The sequence below is a fragment of the Litoribrevibacter euphylliae genome, from assembly GCF_042646085.1.
In the GTDB taxonomy this organism is placed as follows: Bacteria; Pseudomonadota; Gammaproteobacteria; order Pseudomonadales; family Litoribrevibacteraceae; genus Litoribrevibacter; species Litoribrevibacter euphylliae.
Window position 1 is genome coordinate 398,763 of record NZ_JBHRSZ010000007.1, and the last position, 21,953, is coordinate 420,715.

General features: G+C 49.8%; 1 protein-coding gene (only partly in view). It reads left to right on the forward strand.

Annotated features, from left to right (window positions below; translation table 11 throughout):
- Window positions 1–62: 62 nt before the first annotated feature.
- On the forward strand, window positions 63–21,953 hold the 5' portion of the coding sequence (locus ACFOEK_RS17150; protein WP_386722696.1) for a DUF4347 domain-containing protein. 8,532 nt of this gene lie beyond the right edge of the window; only the first 21,891 of its 30,423 coding nucleotides appear in the window; its start codon is at window positions 63–65; its stop codon lies beyond the right edge, outside the window.

The window sequence follows — 21,953 nt, forward strand, 5'->3', positions numbered from 1 at the left end:
AGTAGACTGGCTAACAAGCTACCAGCGCAGTAGCTTTTCTGGTCTCGGAGGAGGGGGTTCTCATGGCTAAGAATAAAAAGCAGTCTAAGAAGATTGCTAGCAAGTCTGTTGACTTAAAAAACGACATTGATTTAAACCTGGATCAGCAAGACGACGCGGGTAAACAGCGACGAAAACGGGTTCAACTGGAAGCGTTGGAGCCCAGGATTCTATTATCTGCGGATCTCGGTATACCAATGCCGTTAGATGACGACACAGGGCAGTATGTAGCCCCGGAAGAGTTGATCATCGAAACCGACGTCCAATTGCCCGAAGACGATTCTCGGTTGATTATTGAGGATCTGGATCAAGACATTGTGGTGCCGGAATCGATTTCGAGTTTGGTGGATCAGTCTTTTGATGATGCTCAGGCCTTCACCAGTACACAAGATACTCCGCCATCTGAGTCTGATACTCAACAAGCTAATTCCTCCGATGATTCCATAACTGAAGACTCCGCTCAAAATTCCCCAGATATTCCCCCGCAAGCCGCAACTCAAACCCCCGATGAGTTACTTCAACAACAGTTAGCCTACCAGTTAATACAACAATCTGCGGCCTCCCCAGCAGCGGATGCTTCATCTGTTCCCCCGCAGGTGATCGTGGTCGATAGCTCTGTAGAAGATTACGTTGACCTGATTAAAAACGCGCTGTTGTCGATGGGCTTTGACTCTGCAGCTGCCACTGTTCCCACCCCCGAAGCAGGCAGCACAGAGAACGCAGCGTTCAGCGAGTCCGATTGGAGCGCTTTTGAACATCACTTTGATGCCACACCACAGCAGAGCTTTGCCATTCAAGGGCAAGCGGTCAGTGTTCATGTAATTGGTGGAGAGCAGGATGGCCTCGATCAGTTGAGCGATATTCTGGCCAGCTATGAAGGTTTGGCGGCTGTTCACCTCTTATCTCACGGTAAGGCAGGACAATTGCGTCTTGGTAATACCAATGTCTCGACCTCCGAGCTGAATCGTCGTCAAAGCCAAGTGAAGGCTTGGGGTGAATCATTGACCGATCAGGGCGATATTTACCTATACGGTTGTGACGTGGCTAATGGGGCATCAGGCATCGAATTTGTTGATGCTCTGGCGTCGCTGACCTCAGCGGATGTGGCTGCTTCTAACGATTTAACCGGTGCCGATGGTGACTGGGCGTTGGAGTATCAAACCGGCTCCACCGAGCATCAATTAGATCAGCGTCAGTTGGCGGCGTATCTCCATAACTTGGATGCAACCACTGATATTTCATCGGCGATCACTGCGTTATCCAGTTTGGTTAATAACATCCCCAGTGACTTAGCTTTGTTGGGCGACAGTTTTGGTGGTTCTGTTGACTTGAGCGCGATGAGCTCCGAGGTACAGGATTTGTTCACCTCTGGCCTAACCGAAGCGTTAAATGGCGCGCAACTCTCAGGTTGGATTTCAGGGTTGGCGGATCAGACCGTGGGCGGTTTGGCGTCAGAGCTGCAAAGTCAGTTAAACAGTTTATTTGCGGCCGGAGAAACCCCGTTCACCGTCGTCGGTGATACTAATGCTGACGGCTTCCTTACCTTAGATTTTGATTTCGCCGTAGAGCGTGTGTTGGGGCTGACGGACGTACTGACGGATGATGCATTGGCGTCGCTCAATCAGATTTTGTCTGAAATTACCGGTGCCGACAGTGCCGGTTCGACCTTACCGGACGAAGCTAAAAAGCTGCTGGAAGACATCTTTGGGGTTGCCGCAGATTCGACCCTTGAGTTTAGTCTCAGCGAGACTCTTGAGATTTTAATGGCCGTGAAGGTGGATGCGGCCTTTAGTCTTACTTTGGGTGGAATTGATTTGTCGGATGGCACTGGCACAGGCTCGGTGCTATTGAATGTGTCCAACATGACCGCCGAAGCCGAGTTGCGGGCCAATAATCTTGGCTTTGAATTATCGGAAGTACCAAACGGTGGTACGGCCTCGCCACTGTACAGTTTTTCTGGGGGGGCATTTGTCGCTGGTATTGCTGCTTCAGCACAGTTTGCTGCCGACATTGATTTGGTGGCGACGCTGCCTGCGAACGCCTTTGACTGGTCAATCTCGGGCGACTCTTTCAATCTGAGTCTGCCGTTTGATGTATCAAACTTACCGTCAGGGATCACCACCGCGTTGGCGGATGTCTTGCCTGTTGGGCAGAACCTGTTTGATTGGATCATGCCCGTGGTGTCTTTGACGGGAACGAACGACGGTTCTGGCTTCAGTTTTGATGGTCTGAGCATGGATCTTGGGCTAACCAGTGATTTTGTCACGGATCTGTCTGCGCTTTATGGCAATTTGGATAACCAGATTGCGGATTGGGTCGGTCAACTGACTGGGACGGACTTGCCGTTCGATGTCTCACAGCTGATTGACACCATCAAAGGGTTATTACCCGACATTCCCGGCCTTTTGGAAGGGTTCTATGCGCTCAAGTACAACATTTTTGATCTAAACCATCAGAGTAATAACAGCGCTAATCATACCTTCCTAAGCGATTTGGCTGGCTGGCTGAATACTGCGAATGGCTCCAGTTTAGTGAGCTTTGATTTAGATACGGATTTGGCGGCGTTACAAACTTGGCTTGGTAACTTCTACGGCATAGATCTATCGATGTCTGCCGCTGAATTCCGTGCCAGCTTACCGAGTTACAGTCTTGAGTTTTATCGTCTCTTCGAACACGGCAAGAGTTTTGATTTTGAGGGCTGGTTTAGAGGGTTAGATGTCTCTGTTCTTGACGCTTTTGCCGTTGAGCTCGGCGCAGGATCAACGCCTGCGTCGGAATCTGAGTGGCTTTCTGCTCTGGAAACAGCACTCAATGCTCGTTTTAACATGTCGCTGGATTTCTCTGGCTTCACGGCACTGAGTGACTTGGGTGCTGATCTGAATATTTATCTGCATCGGCTCTCGGTGGAGTTCGGTGAGGGCTCCAACGGTAATGGCTTTGAGCTTCCTCAGATAGACATTAACTTTGACGCCATTGCATCGAATTTGGCATCGATCTTTGATTGGGCAAGTGTGCCAACCTCCTTGGATGAATTACGGGGCTTGACCTTCCCGCAGTTCAGTTTACCGAATCTGTCAGGTACGCCATCTTCTGGCAGTAATGGACTCAATGTAGGTGATTTGTTCGGTGGTTTGCCTTCGCTTTCCGGATTCTTCGAGTATCTGGGCAATCTGTCGATGCCGAGTTTCTCGTTACCTGGTGGCGGTTCCTCCGCTGATTCATCAGGCACAGGCAGCGGTGCAGGCTTTAACTTCAGCTTTGATAATCCGTTTGCTGGCGGTGTTTCGCTGGATGCGATCAAGAATTTCTTCGATCAGGACATTGCCTTCACTATCAATATCAACCCGGTGATTGATACGCAAGACATCGTTGATGCCAAAGCGGCTTTAACGACGTTATTTAATGATCTTAATACCAAGATCACCGACATTGAAGCCAGCTTGAGCGGGGCCGAATTAGCCACACTGGAAACGGTGAAAGCCTCGGTTGAGGATGCCATTTCTCAGACGGCTACTTTGTTATTGAATACCTTGTTGGGTGGTTTCAGTCAGGTTGATGCGCTGAAAGCGGAATTCGATCAACTGGTGTCTGACTATACGTCGCCAATTACCGACATTATTGGTGAGGCAGATCCATCAACGGCTTTGGCGGAGATGGATAGCTTTATGTCGGGGGTGAATACCGACATCAGTGATCTGGTAAGTGAATATGCATCTCAGGCGAGCGATGTTGTTCAGGCCTTGTTTGATCTGATTGAAGGTCAATCGGAAGGTATCTTCTCTCAGTTGCAAGGCATTGATTTTCCAACCTTGCCTGATCTCTCGGATCTTGATTTAGGGCCATTGGAAGAGGGTCTGCGAGTGGTGGCTGAGCTGCTGCTTAATATGGATGTGAATCTGAATTTTGCCAAAATCTTTGATGGGGATGCCACCACCGATGGTTTCTCGACTGAGCTGCATGAGTTAGAGATCCATGCTCAAGTGGAAGGTCTGGATCTGAATGCCGGGCCGATTGCGCTTGAAGATGCGGCATTGCGCTTTGATTTAGTCCGAGCCGATGGCTTTACCCAAGTAGGCTTTGGCACGGATTTACCGTTCGATTTGTCCGCCTTGGATATCAGTGGCTTTGATTTGTCGACCTTTGGCAGTCCGGTGATTTCATTGGCTGCGGACGACCTAAGTCAAAGCCAAACCTGGGCCGCAAGTGTTGATCTACTGATCACCGATGAACTTCGAAATGCGGTGAGCAGCGCATTCAACAGTCTAACGGGCGTTAGCATTAATGGTGGCGATCCGAGCAGTTTGGGGCTGCCTGTTGATTTATCCGCGCTGGGCGATGCGGTGCCTGATTTCCTCACCGATTTTCTAACTCAGCTTGAGAGCGTCTTCGATTTCGACTTAATGAAGTCGTACGCCGACGTTTACTTCGCGGTATTGGATGTGCAAGCAGCGGCGGATGCCGACGCAGCCTACACTGGTTTACTGGCGGACACGGTTACAGCAGATACGTTGGCGAGTATTTTGGGTATTGAGCTGCCGAGCTCCTACCAAGAATTTGCCAATTACTGGACGGCGAAAGTGGGTAGCTTGCCGACCGTCACCAACTTGATGACCTTTTTACAGTCGGCGTTAGCGGAAGCCTTTGGCTACAGTGCGAATGCTGGCCCTATTGCGATTTCTGCCGATTACGATGCTGAAGCCCAAGAGCTGTTCCTGGATTTTGATTTGAACCTGGAACAAGTAATCAGTGAAAATTTTGACGATCCGGCGGACTTTGCTGCGTTATTCGCTGATCTTGAAGCTAAAATTCAGGAACTTGCAAGTTCAGGTGGCGATTCACTGGCTGCCGTCGAGAGTATTCTTGAAACCTTAGGCGTTGACCTTAACAGCTTTGATATTGGTAATGATTTCACCTTGCCGTTTGATTTGGCCCTGGATCTGAAACTGGTAGGTACTCTGGATGCCGGCGTTCGAGTCGGGATGGAGTTAGCCGATCTGCTCTCGGGGGCCATTTCGGATCTGGGCACTGACGATATCTTTATCGAGCTCAAAGAAACCAAAGCTGCTATTGCTGCCAATATCAGTGATTTGGTGGCGGAATTACCGTTTGGTCTGGCTACCAATCCGTCTGTGGTAGGTGGTGTACTGAGTGTTGCCGGTGAACTATCGGCGGCGCTTACCGGCGGTCGTGTCTACCTCAACGAGATTTTGGCTGACATTAATAATTTCGATCTCAGTTGGGACAGTGATTATAACTTTGGTCTGAGTCTGCCGTTCGATACTGCTTTTGTGGATACGTTGTTGGCCGACTTAAGTGTTGATTTGCCGGCAGGAATTACGCTGGGCGACTGGATCTTGCCGGTGTTTAGCTTCACTGGCAGCGAAACAAATGGCACCGACGTATCGTTGGATATGGGCATTACCCGTGCCTTCTGGGATACCTTGGTTGGTCTGTTTGACGATCTTGGCAATAACCTTAATGGCTATGTTGGAGATTTGTTCAACGTCGATCCGGCCGATTTACCGATCGACATCAACGACATCATGAACGCGCTGGAAGGCATTTTGCCAGACCTTCCGGGCATGCTGCAGGGGTACTTCGCGCTCAACTTTAATATCTTCGATAACGGCTTTAATGGTTTTGCCGATGACGGAGAAAATTACTTCCTCACCTTGCTGGGTGATTGGTTGTCACTCGGTGGTCAGTTTGAATTTGCGAACGACGTTCACATAGCGTCGTTGGGTAATCTTCTGAACAATCTATATGACTTACGCATCGACTTATCAACACCGCAAGCGATTGAGACTTTCCGAGGTAAGTTACCGCAATACAGTTTGGAATTATTCCGTCTGTTCAAGAGCTTTGGTTCACCAAGTGATGACAGCAGCGCGTCCGGTTTCGATTGGTCTGCGGCCGCCAGTCTGGAATGGCTCGATGGCGTTTTGGCGCTGGGGGCGAACTTTGATATTTCGGATCTGGCAATTGATGGCGATGTTTATCAGTTGGGGGCTTGGCTCAACAGTAAGTTCAGTCTTGATATTGATCTCAGTGATCTCTCTGCCGTGTCTGCGCAATTCCAGGCCGGTGATTTTGATGTGTATCTGTTGCCGTTGTTTGCTCAATCAAGCTGGGGCATTGATCTTGATTTCGACATCAGCGGTTTGCTTGGGTCTCTAAGCAACCTACTGCAGTTGCCTGACGTGGCCACTGATTTTGACAGCATCCGTAGCCAAATTTTCAGCGGCTTCGATATTAATGTACCGGACGGATTAGGCGGTAACGTCAATATTGGCAATCCGTTCAATGGCTTACCAAGCCTGAAGTCGATGTTTAATTTCCTTGGCAATCTGTCGATGCCGAGTTTCGGTGGCGCTGAATCCAGCGATTCGTCGGCCAGTAAAGGCTTCTCGCTGAGCATCAGTAATCCATTCCAGGGCAGCCTGTCGATGGATTCGTTGAAGGATTTCTTCAATCAAGACATCAACTTCACCATCGATATTAATCCGGTCATTGATACGCAGGAAATCGTCGAAGCCAAACAAGTGCTGGGGGATTTATTTGATCAGATCAATACCACCACTGCGGCATTAGAAAGCTTCCTGAGTGATGGCGGTCGGTTAGGCGAACTGGATGCCGACCTGCAATCCTTGCTGCAAAACATCGATACCATGGCTGAAGGCTGGCTGGATCAATTGAGTCAGATCTTCCTGACTACCATTACCTCCGGTTTCAGTAATCTCGATGATGTGAAAGCGGCCTTCCTGAACATAGTGACTGGCTATGTGGGACAATTCGACAGTCTCACCAATAACCTGTTGGGCTTGGATTTGGGCGCGGCGGATGTCACCAGTGAGTTGCTGAATAGTGAGGTCGGCAAGCTGGAAACGTTGTTGGATGGCGTGAGCGCTGACATGAACCAAATCGTCACCGACTTTACCTCGGGTGCCGATGATATGGTTCAGGCGGTGATCGACCTGATTGGTGAGCAAGCGGCCGGTTTGCTGGATTCGCTGGAAGACATCAATTTCCCTGAGTTACCGGATTTAAACAGCATTTCATTAGGGCCTTTGGAAGATGGCTTGCGTGTGGTCGCCGAATTGCTGTTGAACATGGACGTGTCCATCAATCTTGCGAAGATTTTTGATAATGACGCTACAACCGATGGCTTTGCTACGGACCTGCATGAGCTGGGAGCCAAGGCGCGTGTTGAAGGCTTGGATTTTGAAGTGCCGCTTGGGCCGATTACGGCGGGTATGCAGGACGCTTCGTTCAATATTGAATTCCTACGCGAAGAGGGCTCTAACTCCGCCGCTTTCGACGTGTATTTACCGTTGACGTTTGAAGTCAATGGCAGTTTTGATCTTGAAGAGTATGGTCTGCCGATTTTAAGAGTCTCAGGCACTGAGCTTCTGACTCCGGATGCAAGCTATGCTGGCAGTATTGATGTCTTACCGAACGTCACCTTCATCAATCAGTTGGTGGATTTGCTGCAAGGTCAATCGCAACCGGATGTGGGGTCGAGCTTTGATTTGGGTATCGACTTCTCCGGCATCGATCTAGGCGAAGGCTTTGATAGCATCGTTGGGCCATTGGCCGATATGGTCGATGACATGTTGAATGTCTCGACCATTCTGCAGAGTTTTGAAGATTTCTTCGATCTGTATCAGGCGTTAGATCTGTTTGCGCAAATGGCAGAAGACGGCTTTGCCGTTCCGACGGATGCAACGGAATTTGCCGAGTTTGTGGCGCTTTATGGCAGTGCCATTGTTCGAGTGAACAACGAAGCCGACCCTGCTAACAGCCTGGATATTAATAATACCGATGCCAATGAGCTTAGCAGTGCGCTCAATGGGTTTGATTTGGATGCATTAACTGAGGCCTTTGCAGATACCTTTAACGCCTTCTTTGACAGCATTCCGGAGACCTTGGAAGGCATTGCTGAAAGCATCTACAGCAGCTTTGGTAATCTGCCAACCTTGAGCAATATGCTGGCCTACAGTTCCAGCTATCTGACCTATGTGTTGGATCATTCCGATGCGCCAATCCGTATCTTTGCCAATTTCGATACTGAAACGCAAGAAATCATCTTCAGTGCACAGATCAATTACGCCGCTATTTTCGAAGGTATTTTTGATCCGGTCGAATTGTATGATGCGGTGACCGGAGCCTTGGACGGTATCACTGAAAATGCCTTGTTCCAGCAATACTTCGGCAGTGTTGATCTTGATTTACCAACCCTTGATCCGGCTTCAATTCCGGCAGAGATTCAAAACTTCCTGGATGACTTCTTCTTAGCGGCTCAACTGGAATCCGAGTTCAGCTTTGGAATTGGTTTATCCGACTTGTCCAACCTTGGTTTGGACGACGTGTTTGTCTCAGTGGATGAGTTCCAGGCAACACTGACGCTAGGCAATAACGATCTGGTGTTGGAAATCCCGCTAGGCGATGGTAACAGCTTTGGTGTGTTCAACGGTTCCTTGGATGTCACTGGTGAATTGGGGCTCGAACTGGCCAATGCCGATGCTCAAACGGGTCGAGTTACTCTCGATCAAGCCAATGCGCTGGCGTTCAACAAAGACTACAACCTGAGTCTCGATGCGACCCTGCCAATTGATGTCACCATTGGTGATATTGGCTCGCTCAGTGATTTGGGCACGCCGGTGATTTTGCTCAATGACCCAGAGTTGTTGAGTGATGAACAGCCAACACTGAACTTTGATTCCTTTGAGGTCAGTCTCGATTTTGAAATCGGCGACGGTCTTCAGGATGCCATTGTCGATGTGCTGGATAAAGCACAGCAAGGTCTGGACGGCCTGCGTGACATCATTGCCGGGATCAACATTGATATTCCGGGGACCGACTTCGAAACCGAGCTTCTGCAAAGTTTTGATGATGCCTTAGCGCAATTGAACCTCAAGGCTACGGCGGAAAATTACTTTGCGCTGTTGCAGGCGATGAGTTACGACTTTGAAACGCCTGAAGCGCTGACTTCGTTGGGTAATATCCTGAGTTTAGGCGGTGATTTTGATTTTACCGATGTGAGTCTGAGCGGCCATCTGGCGCAATTAGCAGAGAAGCTCAATTTCGATTTCGGTTTAGACATTGATGTTTCTAGCGTCGATGCCATTCAGCTGTTCAAAACTCAATTACCAAGCTATGCGTTGGAAATGTACAGCTTGGTCAGTGTCGATTTAGGCAGCTTGCCAGATTTCAACATTGCCGACTTCCTGGATGAACTGAAATACGGGTTGGGCATTGACGATGTTAATGCCACCTTGGATGACATTCGTGGTGAAGTAGAAAGCTTCCTGCGCAGCTTGCCAACGCTGCAAGGGCTGTTGAATTACCTCAGTTCGATTAAGTTACCGTCGCTGGAAGGTTCTGTTGATGCCGGGCCGTTTAGCTTCTCCGGTGGCTTTGATGCCGATACCAAAGAACTCTACTTTGATTTCTCACTGACTCCGGGTTTCACCAAGTCGCTTGATGATCTAGTGACCTTGTTTAATGAGTTTGCCGGTTCTCTTGGCGGCTCAGACATTCTGGATCAGCTGTTCGATTCGCTTGGTAGTCTGGGTGTGACTGAAGACGACTTTGCTTCTCTTGGAAATATTGAATTATTTGCCAATGCCAATATTTCACTGGGCGCGGTACTGGATTTATCGACCATCGATTTGAGGAATCCGGGGGCCATTGATACCGACAATCTTGCTTTTATCCGATTGGATGATGTGAGCTTTGATGCCGGTCTGGTGGGTGACGGTATCGACTTTACGATGGGCGATCCGTCGTCAGTAGAAATTGGTGTTGATGATGCAAGCATTGCCGTATTGGTGTCCGCTGAATTGGATGAAGATCCTGCGGCAGACTTGTCGGCGATTACCAGTGAAGGCCGTATTCTGGCCGATGAAGCCAATGCTGAAGGCGTTCGTATCAGCTTCAGTGACATTACCAGTCTGAAAGATTACCTCGATATCGTATTAAGTGGCTCGTTAGAAGCGGTATTGCCGTTGACGACCACCATTGCCGGTTTCAACGTAACCAACTATGCGGCGCCGACCTTACGTTTCACAGATGACAATGTCTTTGAAAAAGCGGCGCCAACCTCGGGCAGTACTTTTGACCCGGCGATGCAGCTGGACGTTGAAATGGATCTCGATGAATTGCTGCTGCAACCGCTGGAAGATCTGATCGCCACCATTTTGCCTGAAGAAGCAACCAGCCCGGATCACTTCACGAACTTTGATATTCCGTTCCTTGATCAGAGTATTCAGGATTTAACCGGGATTCGAGGTTATCTAGAGGCGCTGTTTGCCAGTATCGACCGCGATAATTTTGCCAACTTTGGTATTGAGATCATTGCCGACTCAACGGCACCGAACGGCATCATCATTCAATTGAATGACGCCGGTGAAGCCATTCTCGATCAGCTGGAAGACGCCATCGAAAGTGCCTTTAATTTTGCCGAAGATGCGATGAGCTTCGTCTTCGAAAACGGTCAGTTCAGTGTCGATCTGGTTCAGGACTATGCACTGGATAGCAGTTTCAACTTTGGCTTCGACGATGCCGATCTCGATGCGTTCTTACCGGCAGGTATCGGTGATTTCTTCGATCTGGAAACCAGCGCCGACTTTGTCATCGACGGGGTCGCTCAGTTCGTGCTCGACTTTGACGTCAATCTCTTTGGGGCTGATGTCAGCGCACCAGGCTTTGTGATGAACGAAGGCACGGGTGTGAATGTGTCTTTCGATAAGCTGGGTGTGGATGATTTGGATGTGCTCACCGCCATCCGAGTCGGTTTACCGGCAGGTTTCGACGCTATTTTGGATCTGCTACCAGATGACATCAAAGACACGGTTTATGACGAAGCTACCAATGAACTTAAAGTTGAATTCAAAGTGGTGGATGGTTTTGTCGATCTCTCCGACAGCTTCTTCGATTTGACCTATGGTAATGCCGGCTTTATTGCCGATTACGGTTTGGGCTTCGACTTTGCTCTGCCTCTGTATTTCTCCGATGACATCAAAGTCACGGAATTCCTCGTCAATGTAAAAGATCAGACCGAGAAAACCATTCAGTTGGCCGGTGGTGGTTTGAGCTTAAGCGATCTGAACATAGACATTCCGTCCGCTACCGATATCAAAGACGATCTGATCAACAGCGCTAAATTGTTCGTGTTGATGAATGCGCCGGAGCTGATGACTGACGGTATTGTCGGCTTCTTCGAAGGCATGGCGTCGATGACTGGCGGCAACGCCTTAACCGGTCTGCCAATTATTGGTGATGAATTGTCGGCGGTCAGTCAACGCTTTACCGATATTGCGAACGATATCGAAACCACCATGAATGGCATTTTAGGCAAAGGTGGTGATGAATCGGGTGAAGTGAAAACCACGCTTGACCTGTTGGTTGAAGGCTTGGAGTATCTCTTTGCACAAATGCAATCGGTGGATATTGATCCGTCTGCCGACCGTTTCCGCCCGTTGGTGGAAAACTTCGAAGTCATTGTTAATGAAGCCGCCTTTGAAAACGGTCAGGTGTCTCTGGACTTCGTCATCGACGGCATGCTGTTCGATGAGTTGATTCCAATTGATTTTGGTGCCGCGTTGCCGGGCATGGGGCTGGATATCGAGTCGGATATTCTGGCACAACTGGCATGGCAATTAGGGCTGGGCTTCGGGGTCGATCTTAATCAGAACGATTTCTTCTTAACCACGCAGCGTGATAAAGCCGATGGCACCACTGTCTTCAATGAATTGGAGATGAATTTAACGCTTGGCCTGCCTGAACTGGAAGGTGAGGCGTGGTTGAGCTTCCTGCGCGCACACATTGAAGGTGTGGAAGGCGAAAATGCCATCGCGCTCACCGCCGATCTGGTGGTGGATCTGCAAGATTCCAACAGCACGTTAGACCCTCAAGACGGTGTTGATGATGGCTATTTGAACCTGGGTGAGATGAAAGGTCATAGCTTCGTAAACGATTTTGTTTACGCGACGTTGACCGGAGCGGCCGATGCCAATTTGATGGGCGTGATGGGATTAGGCGATTATGATTCCAGCACCGGCACCTTTGATGGCGGCTTCTTCCAGGTGGGAACCACTCTCGACTTCCATCAGGACATCGTCAAAGGCTTTGGTAAAGCCAGTGGCGTTACCGGTGGCAGTAAGTCTCTTGAGTTCATCGATACCTATCTCGACTTGGGCAGCTTCATTGAAGACTTTGTGGGCCCATTATTGGATACCCTGAAAGACATCACCGATCCGATTGCGCCGTTGGTTGAGCTATTGACCACGGAACTACCGGTGATTTCTGATCTGGGTGGTCCGGCGACTTTGCTGGATCTGGCGAAAATGCTGGGCAAAGCCGATCCTCGTGTGAAGGCGGTTGTCAAAGTAATCGAAGCCATTGCCGAGCTGGTCACTGTGATCCAGTCCTTCCCGGATACCAGTGGCGGTCGTTTGTACTTCCCGGATTATGCGGTGAACTTTGGTGGCGATGGCGCTCCACAGGAAGCGAGCGAAGATGACTTTGCCGACTTCGACTTATCCACAGCCATGGCCAACTCCAACACCGGTGGTAATAACAACCAGGGATCGCAGAATTCGCAAAGCTTTATCAACAACTCGTTGACCAAGAAAAAAGCCTCGCTTGAGTTCCCAATCATTAATAACCCGACTTCCATCTTCAATATGTTCATGGGCAAGGACGTGACCTTGTTCTTGTACAACCTACCGTCTGTCGGTCTGCAGTTTGAATACGATAAGAAGTTCAACGTTGGCGGGCCGCTGGTGGTGGGTCTTGGTGGTGCCATTGATATCGGTTTCGATCTTGGTGTCGGCCTGGATACCAAAGGCATTCGAGTATTGGTGGATGGCGTTCGTAATGCCATCTCCGGTTCCGGTGATCAGTTGAATTGGGGGGATGTGGATAACATCCTGTTCGACGGTCTGTTCCTCGATGACCATGTTTATGACAGCACAGGTACGGCTCTGTCGGGCAGTGCCACTACAGTCGATGAAAAGTACAATGAGTTACACGCGTTCGATCCGTCCAAGAGTAAAGATGAGTATGCGGAGCAGGTAAAAGAGAAAGCCGACAGTAACGATATGGTCACTGTCTATGACCTGCCGGAAGCCTGGGCAAGGGTGAATATTGAAGCCTTTGTCGGTGCCGGTATTGCTGGGTTAGTGGAAGTGGGTGTCTTTGGTGGCATCTTCGCTGAAATTGAGCTGGATTGGGCGGAAAGCATGTTCCAGCTGCAAGGCGGCGATGTGAATAACCAGGAAGGCCTGCGCTCTCAGGAAGAAGGTTACAAAGACAGTAAGATTCGCATCGAAGAAATGATCGACCGTCTTACTAATTACGACGGACCTCATTGTTTGTTTGATGCTGCGGGTGCGTTAGAAGCTTACTTAGGCTGGTCGATCTGGGTCGGTATCGATCTCGGCTTCTTAGGTAAAGCGACCATCTATCAGGCTCGTGATGAATTGCTGCGTGTAACGCTAGCAGAGTTTGATCATCATTGTGCGCCAGTGAAACAACCGTCGGTTGCGCATGTGAATAGTGATGGTCAGTTGGTACTGCACATTGGTGAAAACGCCGATGACCGTTATAACCGTCGCAATGAAGTGCCGGGCAACGACGACAAAGAAGATTACAACCCGAACGATGAAGATTTTGCTGATACCGTTCGTGGTACCAGTTCCAGTATCCCTGCCAGTGTCAAAGTCAGTCAGGTTACAGCCGATGATGGTCTTGATTACATCAAGGTCGAAATGAATGGTGTAACCCAATTCTTCGAAGCAAGTCAGGTCACCGAAATTATTGGTTTGTCTCAAAGTTTGGCTGATCAAGCCGGTGATACGGTACTGATCCATAAATCTGTCTCCGAAGATATTGATGTCTTCCTCCGCGGTGGCGATGGTATGGACAGCTTCCGGGTGGACAGCGGCGGTACTGCCTATCTCTTTGGGGGCGCAGGTTCTGATGCCTTGATCGGTGGTACGGGAACCGACTATCTCTATGGTGGTGCCGGTAATGACGCCATTGTCGGTCAAGATGGCAATGACTTCCTGTACGGTGGTGCCGGTGACGATTCCATCGATGGTGGCGCCGGTAATGACTTTATGGAAGGTGGCGTTGGCAGTGACAGTCTCAAAGGTGGCGATGGCGATGACTGGGTGTTCGGTTATGGCGATACCACAGGTGCTTTCGATGGCGGTGCCAGCCACAACAAAGATTACATTGCCGGGCAGGGCGTCAACAGTGATGGGTTTGCCGTCACTGACATCTTAGGTGGCGCTGCCAGCAGTGACGGTGGCGATTCCCTGATTGGTGATGGAACTGCCGGTTTTGAAGAGCAATACTGGATTCTCGATGTCTCCGGTAATCGTGTTTCCCAGGTATTCCTGATTAACCCTCAAGACCCGGACGCCGGACAACAAGAGTTTGAGTTTGATGTCTTTGATGACGCGGCCGTTGCGGAAGAATATACGCTTTCTGATCTAACCAGCGGTACCACCAGTAAGTTTGGCTATAAATTGTTCGATGCGGCGGGTAATGTTATCGACACCAGTCTATCCATCGAATTGGTGCAATTCGCTGTCGATGGCACGGGCAACGACCACCTGTACGGTGGTTATGGCGACGATGAAATTTCTGGCAGTGGCGGAAACGACAGCATCTTTGGTCAAGAAGGCAATGACTCCATCAATGGTGGTGCCGGAGTTGATCAGATTTATGGCGGAGCCGGTGCCGATACCATTAACTGGTACGACGGGGACGGTCAGGACTCCGTGGTTGATGCCGGTGATTCCACCGGGCCACAACAGCGTTATCAAACCAATGCCGATGGTAGCTTTGTCTTCGACGGTGACGGTAACCTAGTGCTTGAGACGTACACAGGTCAGGATCAAGACTTGTTGGTGGTGAACGGCGTGGGTGTGGTGGATGACTACATTCGCATCACCAAGGACTCGAGTTCTGATGCCATCCGTATGGACTGGGGCTCTTCCGCTGCGGCGCTAAGCGTGTCTGCCATGAAGTTGAGTGGTTTTGAAGGATTACGCGTTACCACAGGTCATGGTGCTGATGATCTGGTTATGGATGATCTGGCCGGTTCTTCGGTGAATACCGTTTCCATTGAATTCGGTGGTGATGAAGTTTTCCGTTATTACGATGAAAACGGCGTATTGCTGCGCGATGAAAACGATGATCCGCTGGAGTACAACCCTGGCGGCTTGGCCTCCAATCAAGTTAAACGGGCTATCGAACCGGACAATGACCCGGATACGGTGACTCTTATCGGTAACGACGGCAGCGATTCCTTTATCGTACTGGATGAACTCATCGGTTATGGCGTGCTGTGGCAACCAAGTGGGGCCGATGCCATTGCTTTCCATGTGACGCAATCCGATTTTGATGCCGATAATGTCTCGATCAATGACCGTATAGTCATCGAATCAAAAGGCGGTAGTGATTACATCGATGCTTCGGATATTCAGCAACGTTCGGTGTTGCCTGATACCGGTGCGATTAACCTTGATGAGCAAGTACCCCCACAAGCGCTGCCTATGATGGAGTTGACCTTAGACGGTGGTGCCGATTCGGATCGCATCATAGGTTCGTCTTACCGCGATACCATCATTGGTGGTTCTGGTGCGGATACCATCACCGGTGGTCGTGGCGTTGATTATTTCTATGAGCAGTCCATCAGCGGTGACAGCGATGATGGCAGCATTGACTTGTTGTTCGAAACCGCAGACGCCGATTTCAAACTGACCACAGACGATGTGGTCATTCACACTGTTCAGGAGAATAGCGCAGAGATCAGCCGTTACTCCGACACCTACGACTTGACTCCGGGCTACTACGAAGCAGAGCACATCATTGGTGTCTTTGAAGATGTGAAACTGATCGGTGGTAAGCACGACAACGTGGTGGAAGTCAGTGACTGGGCAGCGCATGCCTATCTGGATATGGGCTATGGTGCCGATACCTATGAAGTTCGTCTGGGGTCTGATTCGATCAATGGCAGCGGTGCTGTCTATGAAATTCTCGACAGTGCAGTAACACCTGTCGCCAATGGCCCCGATTTAGTGGGCTTAGGTCAAACCGATATTGTGAAAGTGATCGGTAGCCGTAACGACGACGGTTTCCACTTCGATGCTTCTCGTACAGATCTTGGTAATAACCAGCTTGAAGAACAAGGCTACGTTGATTTCTATCAGGATAAATCCGCCATCGAAAGCGGCTTTAATGCATTGAATGCGGATGCCTTGGCGGATGATTTCGAGAACCCGAGTGATGATGTAACCTCGGCAGTGGTTCGTGATTTGGCGGCGTCGTCATTCGATGCTCGCGTGATCTATCAAAGTGCCATTGTCAATGTCGATGCCGACGGTAACACCCTGTCCAAAGAAGGCGTTGCCGGCGCGGAAGAAGTTCAGATTCTGGGTAGCTTAGGTAACGACCTCTTTATCAGTGACGACAATACCGTCGCGTTAAATGTCTTTGGTCAGGCCGGTGATGACAGCTTCTTCATTGGTAACGTGACCGGTGTCGCCACCGAAACGGTGGATGGCAAAGACATTCAATACGTGACCGACATTACTGCCGGTATTTCGGTGGCGTCGCAATTCCACGGTGGTGAAGACGAAGATTACTTCGAAGTGAACCACAACGTAGCGGAGTTGTGGCTATACGGGGATAACGGTGACGATACTTTCTTCCTGAAAGCGCACATCACCAAAAACGACGACATTGCTCAGAACGAAGACGGTGAAGAGGGTGAGATTGCCTCCGAACGTACCAACGTTACCGGTGACAGTGCCGACGGTGATGAAGATAAAACCGCGCAGGATGCCTTGTTCAGTTATGTGAAGAATAACAAGGTACATATTCTTGGCGGTGGTGGTTTCGATACCTTGGTGATTGCCGGTACAGTGCTTGATGATACTTTCTATGTGTTCGTAGAAACCGTCACCGATGATGAAGGTAATCTGGTTGAGGTTCAGCGCATTTACGGCGCAGGTTTGGTGATCGAAGAAATCGACAGCATCGAGCGTTTGATGCTGCTGACCGGTGGCGGTAACGACACCATTTACATGTACGGTACGCTGGACGGTCAGGAATTGCTGATCAATACCGGTACCGGTGATGATGAAGTGCACTTTGGTGGTGGCGAATTAAACTTCAATGTCACCATTCCTGAAGCGGAAGTGGCTGAACAAGTGCTTCTGGATGTGGTGACGCAACAAGATCCGCAACTGGGCGAGACGTCTTCAACCTGGAGCCAGTATGAGCCGAACTGGTTAGGCGATGCCTGGGGCATCGACGATGTCTTTAACAGCAACGATTACATTACACCGTTCAACTTCCCTTATTACTTTGCCTGGAACTGGGTCAATGATATCTGGTGGAATGGCTACTACCGTTATGGTCTGGTGGGTTGGGGCTTCTGGTGGTGGCACTGGGATTACCGTGATTTCGTCGACGACGTATTGACCTATCTGTACGATCAGAACGTGGTCGATGCGTATCGCGAAACCGATCAGTACTTCCCGCTGGAGCAGAAGATCGAAACCTTCGGCCCGACCGTGCCTGAGTATGAGTTGGAAGTCACGGTACCGGCGAACTTTGATCTAAGTAAGTTGCAAGGAGCGGTGTCGCTGTTTGGTGTTCAGGGCAACGACAGCATTTACATCAACAATCAGCAGTACAAGTCTTCGGGCGATGATCTGGAATCATCGATTCAGACGGCGGATGTTGTAAAAGCGCGTTTCGATATCGACAGCTCGGTATTGCAAACGATGTTGGCGGGCACCTCGGTGGATTACCAATTGGTGGCTGATGCTGCGGCCAGCACCTTGTATCGCGATAATCAGGTACGCCGTCCGGGTGTTGTTAACGACATGCTGGATAACCCGAACGGTCAGACGGATGTCACTTTGGTGGCCGGTCAGAAGATTCAGGAATTTGATCAGGTCGATGCAACGGCGATCAATACCCGTATCAGTAACGATGCCAGTCTCAAGCAATCGTTGGAGAACGAAGGCTTGTCCGTTGATATGGCGGGTGCCCTGGAATACTTGGGTGTACAGGAATTTATCGATCGTTACGGTGATTTAGTGGCGGTTGCCTCTGGTTTGGATTTGGATCAATACCTGTCGAACTATGGCTATAGCTTCTCGCCAGAAGTGACTACGGCCAAGACCAATGACCAGATCAATGTTTTCCAGACTACCTTGGACATCAACGAAGAAGACGTCAAAATCGTTCGTCATTACGATGAGTACGATAACCTGTTGTGGGCGGCGATTTTTGAAGATGGCTATGATCAGGTCGCTGATCTCGGAACGGACATTAACGACATTAATATCGTGGCTGCACAGTCCGAAACTATTGCCGTCTTTAACAACGAAACGGCCTTATTGAACTACTGGGCGAATAACTTTGTGCGTCAGCAATATTTCAGTTACGCCAGCTATAAGTTCGACGTCAATGGCAACAAAATTCAGGACAAAGTCTGGATCTATCAACGCGGTGATGACACCACATCCGATACCTTGCTGACGGCAACGCCGTTGTTGGCGGAAGATTCCGGCGGCGAGTGGACGGCGTCTGAATTGAAAGATTATCTCAACAACGTTTTGGGTGTCTCTGAAACACTTGAGGTGCGTACGCAGTACGCCTTTGTACCGGACTCGCCAGTGCAAGCGCCTGTGTCTTATGTGAGTAGCACGGATACCTTGGTCGGTGAAATTAACATTGCCTTGGTGGAAGACGAAAACGGCAATGTGATCGGTTTCAATGTGTACGCCTCTGAGGCCTTAACTCTGACCGTCGATAATGATTTCGTGTCCGGTCGTTCTGTGGATGTAGATGACATCGACGAAGACGGTGATACCTCTGAATTCATCGAGTGGAAATCGACAACCTATGACACCTTGAGCGGCTTTGGCAGTCGTTACGACATCTATATTCGTGGCTTTGAAAATCTTGATATTAATCAAGGCGATGAAAATAACACCGTTCAACTCAATAGCGTTGCTGAGATTGAAACACTGACTCTGAATACCGGTGCGGGTTCCGATGAAGTAATCGTCGGTGAAGACCTTATTGGATCGGGTGACAGTTCCACGCAAGCCATCACTTTAACCGACCTGACGCTGGATTTAGGAAGCGGTACGCAGGATGTGTTGCGTGTTCAGGATACGTCCAATACGTCTGGTCGCACGGTGTCTCTGGTTAATGGCACCATTACCGGTGCGATGAATACCAGCAGTAATCTCAGCGGTTTGATTAGTTACTCTGGTGTTGAGCGTTTGAATATCTTCTTAGGCGGCGGTGCTGATCAGGTCACGGTTGAAGAGACCCGCGCTGAGACCTACCTCGAAACCAACGGTGGTGATGATGTTATTCGCGTTGCTGACAGCAGCAATACCACCAATCAGTTAGCTCAGGATCTGCACCTTGATGCGGGCACGGGCAATAACTCTCTCGAAATCGATGACACCGGCTCTGCAACGGCTAAGTCCATTACCTTCTCACGTACAGCGTCTGAAGAATTGATCTCAGGCTTTGCGGCGGGCGGTATTTATTACTCGGCCTTGGGTGAATTTGATCTTGGCTTGATCGTTCGAGGTGGTTCCGGTGGAAACACTTACGTTTTCAATTCGGCGTTTACTGGCAGCCATACCGAGCTTTATGCCGGTTTGGGCAATGACGACATCACCATTAATAACTTTGTGTCTTCTGCCGAGACGCAACTGACGGTGTATGGCCAGATGGGCCATGATGTTATTGATGCCAGTGATTCTCCGATTGCGGTGAGTCTGTATGGTGAAGAAGGCGACGACACTCTTTGGGGCAGCCGTCATGCGGATGTGATTGTCGGTGGTGCCGGAAATGACATCATGGTGTGGCGTCGTGGTGATGACAGCGACATCGTGTTCCGTGGTGGTCTACGGGATGGCTTGATAGGCGACGGTACTGACACTGGTCGCGATACTGTGGTCTTGGTGTCTGCGCAAGGACTGTCGGCGTCCGGTGAAGGCCTGGCCTTGACTGGTGTGAATGCGGATCAACTGGACATGAGCTGGCAAGCGGCGGGCTCCAACGGTGCTGAATCCGTTGAACTGTTGGAGTTTGAGAATCTCTTCGTTAGTGGTTCTGACGGTGCAGATGTCATTCGTCTTGAAGACATCGCTAAGACTAAGATCGACAGTTTAGCGTTGGATCTTGGTGGCGATATTGTTCGCCGTTATTTGGATGCTGCATTGTTGCCATTGGCGTTGAATCCGGCATTAGTGGCGGCGTCGCGTGCGACGACCGCGTCTAATCGTGATGGCAAAGTCGATCAAGTGATTTTCACTCAAAGTGATGACTTGATGATCGACGATGTGATGACCATGACCAATTCGGCCGAGCAATACATTGTCGATTGGTCATTAAGTGGTACCGACTTCAATGCCAATACCCCAAGCTCTCGTCAGTTCTATCTGGGGCGTACTGATCTCAGCGATGAGTTGGTGTTCGAGTTGGGCGGTGGAGATGATCGCTTCTATGCCGGTGAATGGAATGCGGATTTTGCAGAAGTTCCGGATATTACGGCGTCTGCGGAAGGTATTGATACGCAGTTAACGCAACTGACGCTTGATGGCGGCACAGGTAATGATGTGTTGGTGGGCTCCGATTTCTCCGAAACCATTGTTGGCGGTGAAGGTGCCGATATTGTGGTCGGTGGTCGCTCGGTGGATCTCTTCTATGAAGTATCCGTCGGTGATACCACCACTGATGACGGTGAAGTGGATTCTCTGATCGAGCAACGCAATGCCAACTTCCGTTTGGAAGCGTCGGCGGTACAATCGGCGGATGATCCTTTGGCCGTAGGTGCAGGCGTAGATGCGGTAAATACGCTATTGATTGCTACTCAAGACGTGTCAGGTAATGCGCTCTTTGCTGATGAGTCGGCCTATTATGAGCTTGAAATTCTGCGTGATGTCTTTGAGCAAGTCACCCTAACCGGTGGTCAGGGGATTAACGACTATCAGATTCATGACTGGCAGCATACGGCGATTCTGGATGGCGGTTACGAAGGCGATACCTATGACATCTATTACGATGTGAATGGTGGTGTCACGCAAGATTCATTGATCGATATCCGCGACAGCGCAACTACCTATCTGGCCGATGGCTCTGAAATCACCGAAGTGGGCACCGTATTGATTGATCGGGTTCGCTTATTCGGCACGAACGATGCTGACTTGTTATTGTTTGATGTGGATACGGTTCAGCGGGTTACCGGCGATATTACGGCCATTCAACAGCAGTTCTCAGCGGTTGGACAAGAGCAATTCAGTACCGATGTGACTACTCGTGATACCGACCAGGTTGGTTCAGGCAATATCTTCTATCAAACCGTGAATTACGGTTCCGCTGAGGATCTGCAAGTCTATGCCGGTGCCGGTGACGATACTTTGATTGTTGATGACAACAGCGAAGGCATTGAAATGCGTACCTTTGGTGAAGCCGGCGATGATCTCTTCTTCATCGGTAATGTGCTCTCGACCAAGCTGGCTAATGATGTGACCTATGGTGCGATTGAAGTGGTGGATGAGATCACCGATGGGGTGAGCTCGGAATCCTGGTTCTATGGTGGCACCGGTGATGATTACTTCGAAGTAAACCACAACATTGCTGAAATCTGGCTGTACGGTGAAGAAGACGACGATACCTTCTTCCTGAAAGCGCATGTGACGACGGCGGGTACGGAAGAATCGACCGTTGCCAATGTCGGTGCGGGTAAAGAGGATCAAGAAGAACCGGATGAAAATACCACGGACATTCTGAGTGTCATCAATGGTGCGCCAGTAAATGTATTGGGCGGTGGCGGCTTCGACAGTCTGGCCATTTCA